General features: G+C 68.7%; 14 protein-coding genes. 7 read left to right on the plus strand and 7 right to left on the minus strand.

Features of this window, described 5'->3' with window-relative positions:
* Window positions 1–343: 343 nt before the first annotated feature.
* Window positions 344–979: a LuxR C-terminal-related transcriptional regulator gene (locus tag ACFY2Z_RS05150; protein ID WP_390742792.1), complete on the plus strand. Its 636-nt coding sequence runs from the start codon at window positions 344–346 to the stop codon at window positions 977–979.
* 215 nt (window positions 980–1,194) lie between these two features.
* On the opposite strand, the gene ACFY2Z_RS05155 is transcribed toward ACFY2Z_RS05150, so the two are convergent.
* The 3 genes from ACFY2Z_RS05155 to ACFY2Z_RS05165 all read right to left on the minus strand — a co-directional run bounded on the left by ACFY2Z_RS05155 (window position 1,195) and on the right by ACFY2Z_RS05165 (window position 6,531).
* Window positions 1,195–1,731, minus strand: coding sequence for a hypothetical protein (locus tag ACFY2Z_RS05155; protein WP_390742793.1), 537 nt, complete (start codon window positions 1,729–1,731; stop codon window positions 1,195–1,197).
* 232 nt (window positions 1,732–1,963) lie between these two features.
* Window positions 1,964–3,391, minus strand: coding sequence for a rifampin monooxygenase (gene rox / locus ACFY2Z_RS05160; protein WP_390742794.1), 1,428 nt, complete (start codon window positions 3,389–3,391; stop codon window positions 1,964–1,966).
* A 272-nt stretch (window positions 3,392–3,663) separates the two neighbouring features.
* Window positions 3,664–6,531, minus strand: a complete 2,868-nt coding sequence (locus ACFY2Z_RS05165; RefSeq protein WP_390742795.1) for an AAA family ATPase — start codon at window positions 6,529–6,531, stop codon at window positions 3,664–3,666.
* A 145-nt stretch (window positions 6,532–6,676) separates the two neighbouring features.
* On the opposite strand from ACFY2Z_RS05165, the gene ACFY2Z_RS05170 reads away from it, so the two are divergent.
* The 4 genes from ACFY2Z_RS05170 (at window position 6,677) to ACFY2Z_RS05185 (ending at window position 10,381) form a co-directional block, all read left to right on the plus strand.
* Window positions 6,677–7,336, plus strand: a complete 660-nt coding sequence (locus ACFY2Z_RS05170) for an alpha/beta hydrolase (protein WP_390742796.1) — start codon at window positions 6,677–6,679, stop codon at window positions 7,334–7,336.
* Window positions 7,337–7,564: 228 nt separating this feature from the next.
* Window positions 7,565–8,284 carry a hypothetical protein gene (locus ACFY2Z_RS05175; RefSeq protein WP_390742797.1) on the plus strand — a complete coding sequence of 240 codons (720 nt, stop codon included), beginning with the start codon at window positions 7,565–7,567 and terminating at the stop codon, window positions 8,282–8,284.
* A 146-nt stretch (window positions 8,285–8,430) separates the two neighbouring features.
* Window positions 8,431–9,411 (plus strand): SMP-30/gluconolactonase/LRE family protein, encoded by a 981-nt coding sequence (locus tag ACFY2Z_RS05180; RefSeq protein WP_390742798.1) that lies wholly within the window; start codon window positions 8,431–8,433, stop codon window positions 9,409–9,411.
* A gap of 28 nt (window positions 9,412–9,439) precedes the next feature.
* Window positions 9,440–10,381: a D-2-hydroxyacid dehydrogenase family protein gene (locus tag ACFY2Z_RS05185; protein ID WP_390742799.1), complete on the plus strand. Its 942-nt coding sequence runs from the start codon at window positions 9,440–9,442 to the stop codon at window positions 10,379–10,381.
* Between the two features lie 279 nt (window positions 10,382–10,660).
* Here ACFY2Z_RS05185 and ACFY2Z_RS05190 read toward each other — a convergent pair whose 3' ends face one another.
* Window positions 10,661–11,074, minus strand: a complete 414-nt coding sequence (locus tag ACFY2Z_RS05190) for a nuclear transport factor 2 family protein (protein ID WP_390742800.1) — start codon at window positions 11,072–11,074, stop codon at window positions 10,661–10,663.
* Window positions 11,075–11,205: 131 nt separating this feature from the next.
* Between ACFY2Z_RS05190 and ACFY2Z_RS05195 the strand changes: the two genes are divergently transcribed.
* Window positions 11,206–11,811, plus strand: a complete 606-nt coding sequence (locus ACFY2Z_RS05195; RefSeq protein ID WP_390742801.1) for a TetR/AcrR family transcriptional regulator — start codon at window positions 11,206–11,208, stop codon at window positions 11,809–11,811.
* A 388-nt stretch (window positions 11,812–12,199) separates the two neighbouring features.
* On the opposite strand, the gene ACFY2Z_RS05200 is transcribed toward ACFY2Z_RS05195, so the two are convergent.
* From ACFY2Z_RS05200 to ACFY2Z_RS05210, 3 genes are all read right to left on the minus strand, one after another.
* The gene (locus ACFY2Z_RS05200) at window positions 12,200–13,897 is read right to left on the minus strand and encodes a hypothetical protein (RefSeq protein ID WP_390742802.1); all 1,698 of its coding nucleotides are present in this window, start codon (window positions 13,895–13,897) and stop codon (window positions 12,200–12,202) included.
* Window positions 13,898–14,174: 277 nt separating this feature from the next.
* A complete protein-coding gene (locus tag ACFY2Z_RS05205; RefSeq protein ID WP_390742803.1) occupies window positions 14,175–14,729 on the minus strand; it encodes a TetR/AcrR family transcriptional regulator in 555 nt (184 codons plus the stop codon).
* Between the two features lie 80 nt (window positions 14,730–14,809).
* A complete protein-coding gene (locus ACFY2Z_RS05210; RefSeq protein ID WP_390742804.1) occupies window positions 14,810–15,217 on the minus strand; it encodes a winged helix-turn-helix transcriptional regulator in 408 nt (135 codons plus the stop codon).
* Between the two features lie 97 nt (window positions 15,218–15,314).
* Here ACFY2Z_RS05210 and ACFY2Z_RS05215 point away from each other — a divergent pair, with 97 nt between their 5' ends.
* Complete coding sequence (locus tag ACFY2Z_RS05215) at window positions 15,315–15,917, plus strand: flavodoxin family protein (RefSeq protein WP_390742805.1); 603 nt, start codon at window positions 15,315–15,317, stop codon at window positions 15,915–15,917.
* The last annotated feature ends 5 nt before the right edge of the window (window positions 15,918–15,922 follow it).

A 15,922-nucleotide genomic window follows, 5' to 3' on the forward strand; every position in this document is an offset into this window, starting at 1 on the left:
GGTACAGTTGCGGCACCGCGAGACAGCCCGGGCCTCCCCCGGTCCCGCCCCGTGCCGAGGCGAACACCACAGCCGAGCAGTCCTGACCGCCATGACATGTGCAATCCGATGCACATGTCGCTAGGTTCAAGACACATGCGCAGGGAGAACGGGCTTGTCACAGCGCAAGTGACTTCTCGCACCGGGCCCTGTGACATTTCCTATCTGCGACGTTGCGTCGTCCCACGAGCTGCGCGGGACGACGAGGAGAAGCACTTTGGAGAACAGCCTCCAAACAATGCAACGGAAAGTCTCCGACACGGAGAGCGCCGCCGGTCACTCGCGGGAGGAGCCGTCGGCAGACATGCCCACGGCCGCGACTCCTGACGACTGCCCGGTCGCACTGTCGGTGACGGCGGACGATCAGCTCACCCTCGAGGGCGCCGTGGCGGCCCTGTCGCACCACGCTCAAGTGCGCGTCGTACCCCCGGAATCCACGTGTGAAGTCGATGTCTGTGTCGTGCTCGCGACCGAGGTCACGGACCAGGTGCTCAGGCACATCGGGAGGGAGTCGGAGCGCTGTGCGGACGCGCCTGTCGTGCTGGTCGCGAACGGTATCAGCGAACCCAGCCTGCTGAAGGCCGTGGGCCTCGGGGTGGTGGCGTTCCTGTCCCGGGGCGAGGCCACCTTCGACAACCTCGTCGAGGTCGCGAAGGCCGCGCATCACGGACATGCCGCGGTGCCGCCCGCGTTGCTGGGGCCGATCATCCGTCACTTCAGGCAACTGGAGAACCGGAACGATCCTGACCTCGGCCTGAGCGTCAGAGATCTGACGGTCCTGAACCTGCTGGCCGAGGGACTCGACACGGCCCAGATAGCCCTGCGCCTGAGGTACTCGGAAAGGACGATCAAGAACATCATCCATGGTGTGGTCAACACCCTGGGTGTCGCGAACCGCACCCAGGCAGTGGCACATGCCATCCGTGCCGGTGTCTTGTAATGGGGTGCGACCGGCCGTCCGTCGAGGGGGAGACCGGCAGGCCGAGGCCCGCAGAGGCCACGGGGGAAGGCCCCTGCGGGCTACCACGATCATAGCCAAGGATCACAACCAGCAGAGCCTTCGCAGTCCCCGAACGAACACTGTGCCCCAACGGGCAACATCAACGCGGACACATCCGCACCGCACGGCACATGGTGTGCCCATGGGGGAACGTGTCAGGATTCGGTCTGCGGTTCCTGAGCCCCCTCGACCGAGTACCTGACCGACTGGCCGTCACGGCACCTGCGCGCGACACCCTTGGCGACCAGCGACTCCAGGGTGTTCCTCACCACCACCTTGCCCGGAGGGGCGATGGGCGAGCTCCGGAGCGCGACGTGGACGTCGCGGACGGAGACGGGTTCGGTGGCCTCGCGCAGGAACTCGAGCACGACATCCCTGACCAGCGGGCCGCGTCGGCGTCCGCCGGGCCTACGACGCTCCCCGGCGCCGCTCCCGTTCTCCGGCGCGGAAGCCTCCTCGGGCAGTGGAGACCGCGGCGCCTCCGCCGGACCGGACTCGGTGACCGGAGACATCGGCCCCGACTCACCGAAGATGTTCTCCCACAGTTTGCTCAGCAGGGCGCGATCGACGGCCAACGCCTTGAGCCTGGCTTGGACCTCGACAATCTCGGCGTCCACTCGCTCCAGGTCTGCACGGACCCGCGTCGCGTATGCGTCGGTCAAACCCGGTCGGTCGTTTGCCTCTACGGACATCGCCATCCTCCCTTTAGGGCAGTGTATCGGATGTGCGGTGTGCCAATACGTCCGGAAATCCACATGTTCATGATGGTGAGTCAGTGGCACGGTCATGTTTCGGGGTCGTCGGTTGCGTCGCCGCGGCGCGCATCACGGCGCGTACCGGTCACGACGCCCTGATCGGTCGTGCGGCACGGTCTGGTGTGCCATGCCCTCATCGGTCGGCAGGAAAAACATGTGCCACACGCCCTCAGTCGACAGGCGCACCGAACCATGTGGGGAGCCGGCCGAGCAGCTGCTGCTGATCCTCACCGACCCACGCGACATGGCCGTCCGGCCGCAACAGCACTGCGGGCGCGGCCAGTTCCTCGCTGACGTCGACGACGTGGTCGACCCGGTCCGCCCAGCCCCGCACCGACAGCCGACCGGTCTGGTCGAGCAGCAGCCCACGGCCGCCGTGCATCAGCTCGTAGAGACGACCCTGCTTCAGCTTCAGGTCCCGCATCCGCCGGCCGAGCAGTTCATGGCCCTCACCGAAGTCGTAGCGGACCCCGACCGCCGTGATCATCTCGGTCACGTACCGGTTCACCTCCTCGAAGTCCATCAGCTGCGAGAGCAGTTCCCGCAGTGCGACCGGACCCGGGTCGGTCCCCAGCAGTGTGATCTGCGCGCGGGTGTTGTCCAGCACGCGGGCGCCCACCGGGTGGCGCTCGGTGTGGTAGCTGTCCAGCAGGCCGTCCGGAGCCCAGCCGTCGACCGCGGCGGCCAGCTTCCAGCCGAGGTTGAACGCGTCCTGCACGCCGAGGTTGAGCCCCTGTCCGCCGGTCGGCGGGTGGATGTGGGCCGCGTCGCCGGCCAGCAGCACCCGGCCGACCCGGTAGCGCTCGGCCTGCCGGGTGGCATCGCCGAACCGGGACAGCCAGCGGGGCGAGTGAATCCCGAAGTCGGTGCCCGCGTAGGTCCGCAGTTGCTTTCTGAACTCCTCCAGGGTCGGCGCGGCGGCGCGGTCCTCGGCCACACCGTCGGCGGGCACGCCGATGCGGTACATGCCGCCTTCGAGGGGGATGGCGCCGAACCGCAGCTGGGTCTTGCGGACCTCCTCGACGACGGCGGCGACCGTCGCCGGATCCTCGGTCACCCCCATATCGCCCAGCAGTGTCTCGACCTTGGCGGGTTCGCCGGGGAAACCGACGCCGAGCCGCTTGCGCACCGTGCTGCGGCCGCCGTCGCAGCCGACGAGGTAGCGCGAGCGCAGTCGCGTACCGTCCGCCGTCTCGACGGTCACCCCGTCCTCGTCCTGACTCAGTCCCACCACTTCGCAGCCGCGCCGGATCTCGGTCCCGAGTTCGAGGGCGCGCTCGCCGAGGAGTTGCTCGGTGACCGGCTGCGGGATGGCGAGGCCGTACGGGTGTGCCGTGTCCAGCCGGTCCGGCCACGGCTTGTGGATACCGCCGAAGAAGCCGCCGACCCGGAACTTCTCACCGACCGCGAGGAACCGGTCCAGGAGGCCGCGCTGGTCCATCATCTCGACGCTTCGGGTGTGCAGGCCGCGTCCACGGGACTGCTCGGTCGGCTCGGGCAGCTTCTCGAGCACGACCACGTGCACATCGTGCAGCCGCAGCTCAGCGGCCAGCATCAAGCCGGTCGGTCCGCCGCCGACCACGATCACATCAATCATCACCACGCCCGTTCGACGAGAGGGGATTTCGGCCGTCCGCTCCCGCGTGATGCAGCGGCACGCGCACTCCGGCGAATCCGTGTTTTCCGCAGGTACTGGCTTCGGCCGGAGATTGTGCAGCACGAACGGGGCCTTGCCGCAAGGCCCCCAATGCGCTATATCTTGAGAGTGGCAAGGAGTGGGTGACCTCCTTGCCTTGTCTTTTGCCGCAGCACCGGCCACCCCACATCCCCCGGATCATCAGTCCCGGGGTACTGCGACCACCTCAGGGGTCATTTCGCGGGAAGTACTCCCGGCGAATGATCACGCAGTGCGTTCGCCAGCTGCACGCGGGAATGAATGCCGAGTTTGTTGAAGATCGACCTCATATGGGTGCCTACGGTGTTGGGCGAGATCCCCATTTCCACGGCGACGGCACGGTTGGTCAGTCCGCCGCCGATCAGCTTGGCGACCGTGACTTCCGTGCGGGTCAGCGCATCCCACCCGGAAGCCGGACGTGCCGATCGCGCCGACCATTCAGCTCGGCGTACCCCGACGCTGCTCAGCAGCCGGCGGCTGTCCTCGGCCGCCACGGTGTAGCCGATCTCGTCGTAGATCTTCCAGGCCCGCTCCACCTGTGTGACGGCTTCCGATCGCAGTCCCTTGTCCAACAGGGAGCGTCCCAGATCGGAGGCGACAAAGGCCTGGAGCACCGGGCGCGGGCTCCTGGCCAGGACACTGTCCGCGGTACGCAACAGATCGATGTCGTCGGCTGCCAGACCGCGCACGTGGTACGCGACCCCTTCGAAGCTGGCAACGCCCGGGTTTCTGCGGGAGCCCTCCTCCGCGATGCGGGCCGCCTCGGTGAGGACTGTGCGGTCCCCCGCGGCGAGTCCCATATGGGCGACCATGACCATCAGTCCCGGTTGCCACGGCCAGTACGCTCCCCGGTCGAGTGCCTCCGCCAGACGGGGACGCAGTAGCGCCAGTGCGGCGTCGAGGTCTCCCGTAGCGGCCAGGAGCGCCGCGTCGACCACGTCTGCGGCCTGGGCCCATACGGGATCGTTGTGCTTGTTCAGCCGCACACCCGCCGCCAGTTCGGCGCGGGCCTCATCGATATCGCCTGCCGCCTGGGCAAGCAGGGAAAGGATCAGATGCGCGGCGAGCCCGTACTCGGCATCACCGAATTGCTCCGTCATTCCGACGACCGTGCGTGCCCCGGCTCTGGCGTCCTCCCCACGTCCGAGACCGAAGTCCTGCCACATCCGGGCGTAGGCGACGGAGGGGAGGGTGCAGGTCTGTGTCCGCGCTGCCGCCGAGATCTCCTCCTGGGCCTCGGGGAACCGATCGAGAAGCTGGAGGGAGAGCACCTCGGCGGACGGGCGGGCGTCACCGGCCGCCGCTTGCACACGGCGTGTCCGCCGCAGCGCCTCGGCATGCGATCCGCGTTTCATCGCGAGTTCCGCGAGTGCGTATTCCGCGGTCTCCACCGCCGCACGATCCTGTGCACGGCGGGCCAGCTCCAGGGCCTCCTGGGCCCGTGCCAGCACGGCGTCGCCACCTTCGTACCCCGTTGCCACCAGGGCCCAGTTGGCCATGAGGCGGGCGCGTGCGCCCTCGGAGATGTCATCGGCGAGCCGCGCCCTCACCCGCTCGACGAGGTCTGCGGTTCTGCCTCCCTGGCGCAGTGCCTGGGACGCCTCGATCTCTATGGCCGCCATCGACTCGGGCGAGGTCGCGTGTGCCAGCATGGCGTCGGCCACGGTGATGACGGCCGATCCCTGCTGCGCCGCGGCGAGCACACGCAGTGCGCGTAGTCCTTGGCCGTGCCGGGCACGGCTGTCGGGCCTGAGGAGCTCGAATGCGGCAAGGGCCAGTTCGGCCGCGGTGTCGGGCATCGAGCCCCGAGCCTCCTCGGCGGCCTGCATCAGCAACTCGGCTGCGTCCTCGTCGCCGTTCGAGGCGGCGACACGGATATGGGCTGCGGCCGACAGGGGGCCGGCGCCCTCCGCGAGCAGGAAGTCTGCACACCTCTGGTGCAGTCCACGCCGGATGCCGGAGGAGAGTTCTTCGTAGACGGACTCGCGCACAAGGTCGTGGCGGAAGGTGAGCGCGTGTCCCTCGTACTCCAGCAACCCGACCCCGAGCAGTGTCTCGATCGCTGTCGACAGGGGGGCTTCGGACGTGTCGAGGAGCCTGGTGAGCTCACCGAAGGTCGCCGGCCTGCCCAGTGTCGCGATGAGGCGGACCAGCAGGAGCTCCACATCGGACAGGGGGGCCAGACGGCGACGCAGGGCACGGATGAACTCCGGCGGAACATGGGGAAAGGCCTCCCCTCGCTCACGCGCGTGAGCCACCGCTTTCAGCATCTGAACCGCGTAGAAAGGGTTTCCCCCCACCCGTCCGAGCAGATCCAGAACGAATGCGTCGGGTTCCTCACCGAGCAGGTCCCGGCCCAGCTCGACCAGGGCGCTCCGGGACAGCGGGCCGAGATCGAGCACATGGACCGGCGAGTGGCCGTCGTGCAGCCTCTCGGCGACGTCATGAGCGGAGTCACGTGTGGTGTAGATCCAGACGATCGGGCTCCCGGACAGCCGCTCGGGCAACGCGTACGCGGCCATGCGGCTCAGATGGTCCACCCATTGCAGGTCGTCGATGGCGATCAGCGCGGGTGATTCACCGACCGCCTCGTCGAGCAGCTTGGCGACATGGTCGATGAACACCGTCGGTTCGTCCACCAGGCTGGAGACCGCAGCGAGTTGACTGCTCAACAGAAGAGGCTCCCGCCCGCAGCTCAGCGCCAGAAGCAGTGCTGAGCCGGGAGAGAGCCGGTCTGCCGTCCGCGCCTTGACCCACGTCGCCCGGCAGCCGGCCGCGCGAGCCTCACGCCGTAGCGCGGCGAGGACCGCCGACTTACCGATGCCGGCCTCCCCGCCGATGACGACCACTCTGCCTTGGCCGGTTCGTCGTGTGCGGCGCAGCTCGGCGAGGGCCTCCGAGATGGCGGCAGACCTGCCGCGGAGAACCGGAGACGGTGCCACGTTGCTCAAACTCCTGTTCAGAGGTGTCGCTACGCCGTGCAGCCTCGGTGAAGTGGTTGCCTCCAAGTGTGTGGTGTCCAGACTATAGCCAAGCACTCCTGGGTGTTCGGGGCGGTTCACCGACGGCGTTTGCCGTGAGCGTCTGCAAGGTTGATGTTTGGTGTGTTTGGCGATCGGCCGTGTCACCTGTTCATGTGATGCAGCGGCATCACGTGGTCATGGTCAACTGGAGGAAGGTGCCCGGTCATGGGGAGGGGACGACGAGATGTCTGTGCATGTGATCGTGTTGCCCGGGGGCGGCTATGTGCAGCACGCGCCGCACGAGGCCGAGCCGGTGGTCGGCTGGCTCAACGGGCTGGGCTGGGAGGCGAGCGTCTTCCGGTATCCGCTCGGTGTGCGGCATCCCGCACCGCTCACGGCACTTCAAGCCGAGATCGGGCGGCTGCGAGCCGAGGGCGCCGACACGATCGGGCTGGTGGGCTTCTCGGCCGGTGGGCACCTCGCGGGCCTGGCGGCCCTCGCTCCGAACGCCGGCGAGCTGACGTCGGTCCAGTTCGCCGTGCTCGGCTACGCGATCACCTCGATGGAGACCGAGACGTACCGCCCCTCACAGGTCGTGCTCCTGGGTGAGGACGCGTCGCCGACGCTGCGTCGTGCGACCTCGCTCGACACACTGGTCACTCCGTCGGCTCCTCCCTTCTTCCTATGGCACACGGCGGAGGATCCCTATGTGTGGCCTGAGCACACCTACCGCCTCGCCACGGCGCTTGCGGCCGACAACGTGCCCCACACGGTGCATGTGTTCCCCCATGGACCCCACAGTCTGGGCCTTGCCCAGGATGCCGGTGAGGCGTCGACCTGGACCCGCTTCGCCGCGTCCTGGATCGCCGAGCAGGTCAGCGCCGCCACACATGGCCGAGCCTGATCGTCACGGTGTGTTCGCGCGGCGGTCCGAGGGACCGTATGACGCCCGCGACAGCGATTGAGGTGTGTCAGATAATCGAAGCTGCGGAGGAAGCACACGACCTTCACGTACCGGTCCCCAACAGCGCCGACGTCGCCTCTCTCTCCCCTCCCCCGCCGCACAAAGGGTCCGCGCCGCAGCCTCGGCGGTGGGCGGCCGACTCGTCCACGTGAAATGGAGAACATCACCATGACCGAGCTACTCGATCTCGTCCTCGACGCCCACGGAGGTCTTCCTCGCTGGCGCGAGGCGAAGACCATCCGCGCACAGGGCTCCGTGGGCGGACTGCTGTGGAGCATGCGCGGTCAGGAAGGCATCTTCGCCGACACGGACATCACCGTGGACGTCCAGCAACAGCACGCGGTCAGCGACAACTTCACCGGCGCAGGGCTCCGAGGCGTTTTCACCCCCGGCCGAGTCGCCGTCGAAACCCCCGACGGGGAAGTCCTCGCCGAACGCACCGCGCCCCGCGACGCCTTCGCCGGTCACGGCCCGGACACCCCGTGGGACCAGCTGCACGCCCTCTACTTCTGCGGCTACGCGCTCTGGAACTACCTGACGGCCCCCTACCTGCTCACCCGTCCCGGCGTACAGGTCCAGGAACTCGAGCCGTGGAACGAGGCCGGCGAGGAGTGGCGCCGACTGCACGCCCGCTTCCCCCAGGACATGGCCACCCACAGCAAGGAACAGGTCTTCCACTACGACGCCTCCGGCCTGCTGCGCCGCCATGACTACGCCGCCGAGGTCCTCGGTGGCGCGCCGGCCGCTCACTACTCGGAACAGCACATCACCGCCGCGGGCCTCGTCTTCCCCACCCACCGGTACGTCGTCCCCGTGCAGGAGGGCGGCCGGGCCCTGCCCGAGCCGATCCTCGTCAGCATCGACTTCGCCGACATCACCGTCGGCTGAACCATCCGGAGCGGGGTCTCCCCTCGACGGCGGATGCGCACGAACACGCGGCTGGCGTCGGGGCACTGGCTCAGCCCTGGTCCCGGCCGCTCATTGCTTGGCCACCCACACATTCAACGGATCAGCATCCAGGAGTGATCGTGATCATGCGCGGACCCGGGCTCGCACTCGTCGCAGCCGCCACCGTCGGGGCCCTGGCGGCAACGTCGGTGATGGCTCAGCCGTCGCAGGCCGCGACGCCCCCTGCCGCACATCCCCATGTCCTCGTGCAGTACGACCTCAAGGCCGGGCAGCAGCCCGAGAACGTGGTCGTGACGCCGAAGGGCACGTTGGACGTCGTGCTCGCCCGTGCCGCTCAGGTGCAGGAGGTGACACCTGACGGCCGTCAGCGCCCGCTGGCGCAACTTCCGTTGCCGGCGGACGGCGGTGCCCACACTCCCGCGCTGGGTTTCAGCCTCGCCACCGGACTGGTGCGTACCGCCGACGGGACGCTGTATGTGGGGTACGCGGCCGGGGACGACGCGCTCACGGGTGTGTGGCGCATACGGCCGGGCGGCAGACCTCAGCGCGTGGTGGCGCTTCCGGCCAACAGCTTCCCCAACGGCATGGCGCTCGACAGGCGGTCCGGCCGGCTCTATGTGGCCGACTCCACCCGGGGGATCATCTGGCGGGCGCCGATCACGGGTGGCAAACCGACCCCCTGGGCCTCGGGTGCGGCCTACGAGCCTGACAAGTTGCTGGGTGTCAACGGCCTCAAACTGCACAACGGGGCCCTGTGGGCGGCCAACACGGACCATGGTGAGCTGCTGCGCGTACCCATCCACCCGGAGGGGAGCGCCGGAGCGGCACAGACCAAGGCGACCGGCCTCACCACGCTCGACGACTTCACCTTCGTCGGCCGTTCCGATGAAGTGGTGGGTGCGCTGAACCTCGCCAACGAAGTGGCGCTGATCCACCCCGATGGCAGCCACACCATCATTCTCACTGGTCAGGACGGACTGCAGGGCCCGACCTCGGTGGCTCTGAGCAAGAACAAGATCTATGTGCTCAGCGCGGCGTACGCGCTCACCAGTCCCAATATCTTGGTGGCCGACTTCGACTCCGAGCGCCACACGGCACACCGGTAGATGCCGATGACGAAAGCTGAAACCAACGATGAAGATCGCGATTCTTGACGACTACCAGAACGTAGCCCTGAGTCTGGCGGACTGGGATTCACTGGGCGCTCAAGTGGACGTCTTCGACGAGGCGTTCGCCGACGAGACGGCGACCGTGGCGGCTCTGGCCGGCTACGAGGTGGTCGTGGCCATGCGTGAGCGCACACCCTTTCCGGCGTCGACACTGCGTCAACTCCCGCAATTGCGCCTGCTCGTCACCACCGGCCCGGGCAACGCGTCGATCGACGTCGACACCGCCCGGCAGCTGGGCATCACCGTGTGCGGCACAGGGTACTTCTCGTATCCGACGGTCGAACTGACGTGGGGCCTGATTCTCTCCGCCACGCGCCTGATTCCTCAGCAGGTCGAGTCCGTTCGCAACGGCGGCTGGCAGGTGGGGCTGGGCACCAGCTTGAACGGTGCCACTCTGGGCGTCCTCGGCCTGGGTCGGCTGGGTACCCGTGTGGCGGAGATCGGCCGGGCCTTCGGCATGGAGACGATCGCCTGGAGCCAGAACCTCAAACCGGAGGACGCTCGGGCGAAGGGCGTGGCGTACGTCTCACGTGACGAGTTGTTCGCTCGCTCGGATGTGCTGAGCGTTCACGTCGTGCTCAGCGAGCGCACGCGCGGGCTGGTCGGCGAGCGTGAACTGCGCCTGATGAAGCCCACAGCGATCCTGGTCAACACATCACGAGGGCCTGTGATCGACGAGACCGCGCTCCTGGGCACCCTCCGGGAGAAAAGGATCGCGGGGGCGGCACTGGACGTCTTCGACCGCGAACCGCTGCCCGCCGATCACCCTCTGCGCTCCGTGGACAACGCCGTGGTGACCCCGCACATCGGCTATGTGAGCCGGGATCTGTACGAGGTCTTCTACCGGGACGCGGTCGAGGACATCGCAGCGTGGGCCGCCGGCTCTCCGCAACGCACCTTGACCTGACGGCGGCACCCCCGGCGCACCGCCCGGCCGGGTGGACGCGCCTTCGGGGTGCTCTGCGCCGGGTGGGGCTGGGGGGTGTCTGACAATTCCCGCGCGCGACTCCCCCGGCCTGGCGGCTGGGAGGTGCCCCGGGCACGGCACCTCGCCGCGTTGTCCGATCACCCGAGTACGTCCGGTACGCGGGATCCTCCGCCTTGCGATGCTCCCCCGGCTACCGCTGGGAGGTGCCCCCTGCGCAAGACGCCGCGCGCTGATCCGGCGCGAATCGTCAGACACCCCCTAGCGGCCGGCCAGTTCGGTCCGCGGGGTGAACATGGGGTTGCCCGCGACGGTGTCGCTCGCGGGCACCTCGTCCTGGAGGACGTCCCAGTGCTCCGCCACCAGGCCGTCCTCGAAGCGGAAGATGTCGATGCCGACGAGGGGCGTCTCGGCCGCGCCGCTGTAGCGGCCGTGCACCATGACCAGGTCGCCTTCGGCGATGATCGCGCCCGGCTCATAGCGGGTGGCATCGGGCAGGCCGGCGATGAACCCGCGCAGTCCGGCCTTGGCCGGCGGGATGAACGGGTTGTGCTGGATGTAGTCCGGGTGCAGATACCGCTCCAGCGCGGTGAAGTCCTTGGAGCTGAACGCGGTCGTCAGGAACTCGAGGACAACGGCCTTGTTCCGTTCGGTCTGGGTCCGGTTCTCGTGCATGGGATCCTCCACAAGGTTTGTTGACCAACTGGACCACTATCGAAGCACGATGTGGTCCAGTCGGTCAACAAATCTGTACGATGGTGTCTCAGTGAGACATGCCGTGACAGCGTCCGACGACGCCGGGAGGGGTGAAGATCCAGATGGGCAGGAAACGGGAGTTCGACGAGGAGCACATGCTGGCCGTCATCCGGGACCAGTTCTGGTCCCGGGGCTACGACGGCACCTCGACGTATGACCTCATGGAGGCCACCGGCCTGGGCAAGGGCAGCATCTACAAGGCCTACGGGAACAAGCACGAGCTGTTCCTGCGCACCTTCCGCGACTACTGCGAGGGGCTGGCCGCCGGAGCCCGGCAGGCGCTGTCCGCGGAGAGCGGGCTCTCACCGGTGCGGCGCGTCGAGGACTACCTCCTCGGTGTCATCGACGGCACGTTCCTCCGGTCCCCGCGACGGGGGTGCTACCTCACCAAGGTCACGGTCGACCTGGCGGCGATCGACGAGGAGGTGGCCAAGATCGCCAAGAGTGCCTACGAGGAGATCGCCGGCGCCCTCGAAGCGGCCGTGCGGGAAGGCCAGGCCGCCGGCGAGGTCGATCCGGGCAAGGACGCGAGGGCCCTGGGCTGTCTCATGCTGGCGACGATCAGAGGCATCGACTGCCTGGCCCGCAGCGGCATGGCCGACAGCGTCCTCAGGGACACGGCGCACGCAGCGCTCTCCACACTGCGTACCGCGTAGCCGAATCCTTCTCGTCACGGCCTACGAGGCCGGGTACGGTCACCCGGCTGCGGGGCGCGGTGCGTCGGTGCCGGTGGAAGGCGTCCCCAGTGCGTCGTTCGGGCGCATCCGCGCACAGGGACGGGGGGCGAGAACACTGCCGGGGATACGGACGCGGCGGAGGCAAGGAATCTCCTGAACGGCTCCGTGTCGCTTCATGGTTGCTCCCGATCGATGCGTGGTTCCCCAGGCACTGTGGCTCCGGCCTGTCGTCGAGAAGAACCAGCAACAAGGAAGCTTGCATTCCGCAGCCCTGTGTGAAGCAAGCCACCCCACACAGCGCGGGTGGCCCCGTGCGCGGCGAACCCACTCGTGCAGCAGGCTCGCCGTGCCGGACCGTCGAACCCGCTCAGTGCTGCGTGCCGGACGCCCAGAGTGCGGCACCGCCCTGGCTGATGACGACGTTGCCGTCGTTCTGCAGCACCAGTTCGGCGCCGTTGTGTCCCTCGGTCCCTGACGACCACACGGCCTGGTTCGCGCTGTTGTACACGACCAGGTTGCCGTCCGCCTGGAAGACGGCATGGTTGCCCGCTCCAAAGGTGTTCGACGCCCACCGGGCGTGTCCCTGCTCGTCGTAGAGGACCAGGTTGCCGTCACCTTGCATCGTCAGGTGAGCGAGAGTGGCGGACCACGACTGCCCGGCGGACAGGGTACGGGTCGCCTGGATCACCACCGTGCTCGCGTGCGCGTGCGGGTCGGCGGTGTGCCTGGGGCTCGTGACCGTGTGCCGGACAGGCACCGCGCTGCTGCGAGGCACGGCGTGCTTGGGCGTCCTCCGCTGCTGGGGCACGGCGCTCGGGGACGCTGTCACGGCCTGCTTCTCGTTCTTCGCGGCGGGTCCCCGGTGCTTGCCGGTTCCGGTCGAGGTGAGAGCGCTCGTTCCGGCGGTCCCGGCCGAGGCGTCCGGGGTCCCGGCGCCGGCGTCCTCGGCGCCGAGTACGGCGCGAACCGGGGTGTCGTGCTGCTCGGCCTGCTGCTTCTGGTCCTCCTGGCCGCGGCCGAACAACAGCAGGCCACCCCCGACGAGGAGGACTCCCGCGGCGCTCGCGGCAGCGAGCAGCGGCCTGCCGGAGCGGCGCACGTTGCGCGTGGCGCGGTCAGCGGCGACGGGAGCCGCCTGGGCGCCGATCGTGGGGGCCTGACGTACCGCGGCGACCGGGGCCGCTTCCGTACTGATCGCCGGGGCCGGAGCCGCCTCGGCGGCGATCACGGGCGCCTTGCGTTCCACGGCGGCCGGAGCGGCCTCGGCACCGATCCCGGCGACCTGAACCTCCGTGGCCCCCGAAGCCGCCTCGGCACCGATCCCGGCGACCTGAACCTCCGTGGCGCCCGAAGCCGCCTCGGCACCGATCCCGGCGACCTGAACCTCCGTGGCGCCCGAAGCCGCCTCGGCACCGATCCCGGGCGCCTTACGTTCCACGGCGGCCGGAGCCGCCTCGGCACCGATCGCGGCAGCCGGAGCCTCCTCGGTGCCCACCGCAGCGGCCTGACCTTCAGCGGAGACCGGAGCGCTGCCGGCGAGGTCGTCCGGCTGTATCTCCTCGGGGGCAGAGACGGAGAGCTCCGGTGCTTCTGCCGTGGCCGTCGCCTCCTGAGCGGCCGCCGCGGCCACCCCGTACTCCACGCCGTGCGCGGCTGCGACGACGGGGGACGGCTGTTCCGACGGCAGAGGCGGGGTGTCAGGGACCACGAGGACAGGAGCAGGGTTGTCCGATCCGGCGGCGGTCCCCTCCATCGGCTGCGGCGCCGCCTCGGCCTCACTGTCCGGCGTGGCGGGGACGGCCTGCTCCGCGGCTGTCGGAGCGACCCCGTCCTCGGCGACACTCGCCACCGGGCCGTGGTCCTCCGTGGCCGTCGCCGGCGCCCCACCCTCACCGGGGGCACCTGGGTGGGCGCGCTCCTCGTCGGTCTCCGCGTCGGCGGCCTCGTAGAGCGAGTCCATGCCCCAGGCCCTGAGGTCGTCGCCGGTCATGGTGCCCCAGGACTCGACCTCGTTGTCCGTGCCGGTGTCGGAGGCCCTTGCCGGACTCCCTTGCGTCTGCCTCATGCGATGTCCAAGCGTTAATTAAGAGTGGATACCGTGGAGTAGGCCGATCATTTCATGGCACCATCCGCTCCTGAAACAACATCAGTGTCCGTGGCTGTCGGGCGCTTTCACAAGCCGGACTGTCCGACCGGTGATCAGGTGAGCGAAAAATGTCGCCGCCCGGCGAGAATTGGGATGGTTGAGGCCCGCAATTCCCCCTTGCGTAAAACACCCGACGGCTCTTTTTCGCCAGACTGCGCGAAATTCAGCGCGTGTTGGCCATCGGGTCGGCGCCCGGTCAAGCGGGTGCGTCCCCGTCGGTCAGCGCACGATGCAGGGCCTTGAGGTCGCCGACGACGTCCACGGAAGGGTCCCTGAGCCACTGGATCTGCAAGCCTTCGAGTGCCGCGATCAGGACGCGGGCCTGGGCGGCACGACCGGGTCCGAGCAGCTTTCGCGCCCGCTCGTTGAGCGCCTCGGACCGCTGGAGCATGAACGAGTGCGCGGGATGCCGAGGGTCGGCGGCGGCCGCGCTCATGTCGACGAAGAGCTTGACCAGGCCGGGCGTCTGCACGGTGTGGGCGACCACGCCCCACACACCGTCGAAGGTCGTGAGGTCGTAGGTCTCGGCGTATGTGCGGTCACGCTCCTCGAGGACGGCCACGAGCAGCGCATCCTTGCTGTCGAAGTAGTGGAGCACCCCCGCCTCGGTCAGCCCCGCCGCCTGCGCGATGGACCGGAGCGTCGGCCCCTGCCGACCCGAGGACTGGTAGGCGTTCAGCGCCACTCGGAGGATCTCCGCGCGCCGGGCGACTCCCTTCGCGTACTGACTGCGCCGCGACCTCGTCGTCATGGACCTGAATCTATCGTGAGCCCGCATCAGGTCCGGACGCGTACACCAGGGAAACCTGGCGTCACCAGGTTTCCCGGCCGTCAGTCGGCGGTGCGTCGGTCGTAGGCGGCACGGGCGGCGTAGACCTGGGCGGCGCGGGTGTGGGTCCACGTGCACAGGACGCGGGTCTCCTCGGCGATCTCGCTGCCGAGGTCGGTCAGCCCGTAGTGCACCAGCGGGGGCGTGGCCCGCGGGTCGACCGTCCTGACCACCAGCCCGTCACGCTCCAGGGTCCGCAGGGTCTGCGAGAACATCTTGCGGCTGATCCCCCCGATGGACCGCTGTAGTTCGGAGAACCGCTGCACACCCCGCTCCCGCAGACTCAGCAGCATCAGCAGCGCCCACTTGTCCGCCAGGTCCACGAACACATCACGGCTCGGACAGGCCGCGTCCAGGATGTCCATCGGCCGTTCCGGATCCAGGCCCGGCACCTGCTCCTCTTGTGACATAACCCTCACACTACACCCAGCACCCCCGCAGGGGCTTGACCTCTAAAAGAGGTCAGATCTAGCTTGGAGTCCTGACCTACTCAAGGAGCAATCCGGCATGACCACCACCCGCCGCCCCCGCATCGCCATCGCCTACCACTCCGGCTACGGACACACCGCCGTCCTCGCCCAAGCCGTCCGACGCGGCGCCGAAAAGGCAGGCGCCGACGTCACCTCCATCCCCGTCGACACCATCACCGACGAGGACTGGCAGCGCCTCGACGACGCCGACGCCATCATCTTCGGCTCCCCCACCTACATGGGCGGCGCCTCCTCCGCCTTCCACGCCTTCGCGGAGGCCACCAGCCGCCGCTACCTCAACAACACCTGGGCCGACAAGATCGCCGCCGGCTTCACCAACTCCGCCTCCAAGAGCGGCGACAAGTCCAACACCCTCGCCTTCATGACCGCCCTCGCCACCCAACACCACATGATCTGGGTCGGCCTCGGCCTCCCCCCGGGCTGGAACGCCCTCACCGCCGACGAGAACGACCTCAACCGCCTCGGTTACTGGATCGGCGCTGCCGCCTCCACCCCCCAGGACGGCGGCACCGACACCGTCCACCCCGCCGACATCGCCACCGCCGAACACCTCGGCACCCGCGTCACCCACCAAGCCGACATACACATCGCCGGCAAGGACGCCCTCAGCCACCGATAGCCCAC

Source organism: Streptomyces sp. NPDC001222 (assembly GCF_042896945.1).
Classification (GTDB): Bacteria; Actinomycetota; Actinomycetes; order Streptomycetales; family Streptomycetaceae; genus Streptomyces; species Streptomyces gibsoniae.

Excerpts from the sequence above, each read along its gene's own strand:
- ACFY2Z_RS05150 (WP_390742792.1), top strand. The coding sequence starts at position 344 with ATGCCCACGGCCGCGACTCCTGACGACTGCCCGGTCGCACTGTCGGTG.
- ACFY2Z_RS05170 (WP_390742796.1), top strand. The coding sequence starts at position 6,677 with ATGTCTGTGCATGTGATCGTGTTGCCCGGGGGCGGCTATGTGCAGCAC.
- ACFY2Z_RS05155 (WP_390742793.1), bottom strand. The coding sequence starts at position 1,731 with ATGTCCGTAGAGGCAAACGACCGACCGGGTTTGACCGACGCATACGCG.
- ACFY2Z_RS05190 (WP_390742800.1), bottom strand. The coding sequence starts at position 11,074 with ATGCACGAGAACCGGACCCAGACCGAACGGAACAAGGCCGTTGTCCTC.
- ACFY2Z_RS05215 (WP_390742805.1), top strand. The coding sequence starts at position 15,315 with ATGACCACCACCCGCCGCCCCCGCATCGCCATCGCCTACCACTCCGGC.
- ACFY2Z_RS05180 (WP_390742798.1), top strand. The coding sequence starts at position 8,431 with ATGCGCGGACCCGGGCTCGCACTCGTCGCAGCCGCCACCGTCGGGGCC.
- ACFY2Z_RS05175 (WP_390742797.1), top strand. The coding sequence starts at position 7,565 with ATGACCGAGCTACTCGATCTCGTCCTCGACGCCCACGGAGGTCTTCCT.
- ACFY2Z_RS05185 (WP_390742799.1), top strand. The coding sequence starts at position 9,440 with ATGAAGATCGCGATTCTTGACGACTACCAGAACGTAGCCCTGAGTCTG.
- rox (WP_390742794.1), bottom strand. The coding sequence starts at position 3,391 with ATGATTGATGTGATCGTGGTCGGCGGCGGACCGACCGGCTTGATGCTG.
- ACFY2Z_RS05200 (WP_390742802.1), bottom strand. The coding sequence starts at position 13,897 with ATGAGGCAGACGCAAGGGAGTCCGGCAAGGGCCTCCGACACCGGCACG.
- ACFY2Z_RS05210 (WP_390742804.1), bottom strand. The coding sequence starts at position 15,217 with ATGTCACAAGAGGAGCAGGTGCCGGGCCTGGATCCGGAACGGCCGATG.
- ACFY2Z_RS05205 (WP_390742803.1), bottom strand. The coding sequence starts at position 14,729 with ATGACGACGAGGTCGCGGCGCAGTCAGTACGCGAAGGGAGTCGCCCGG.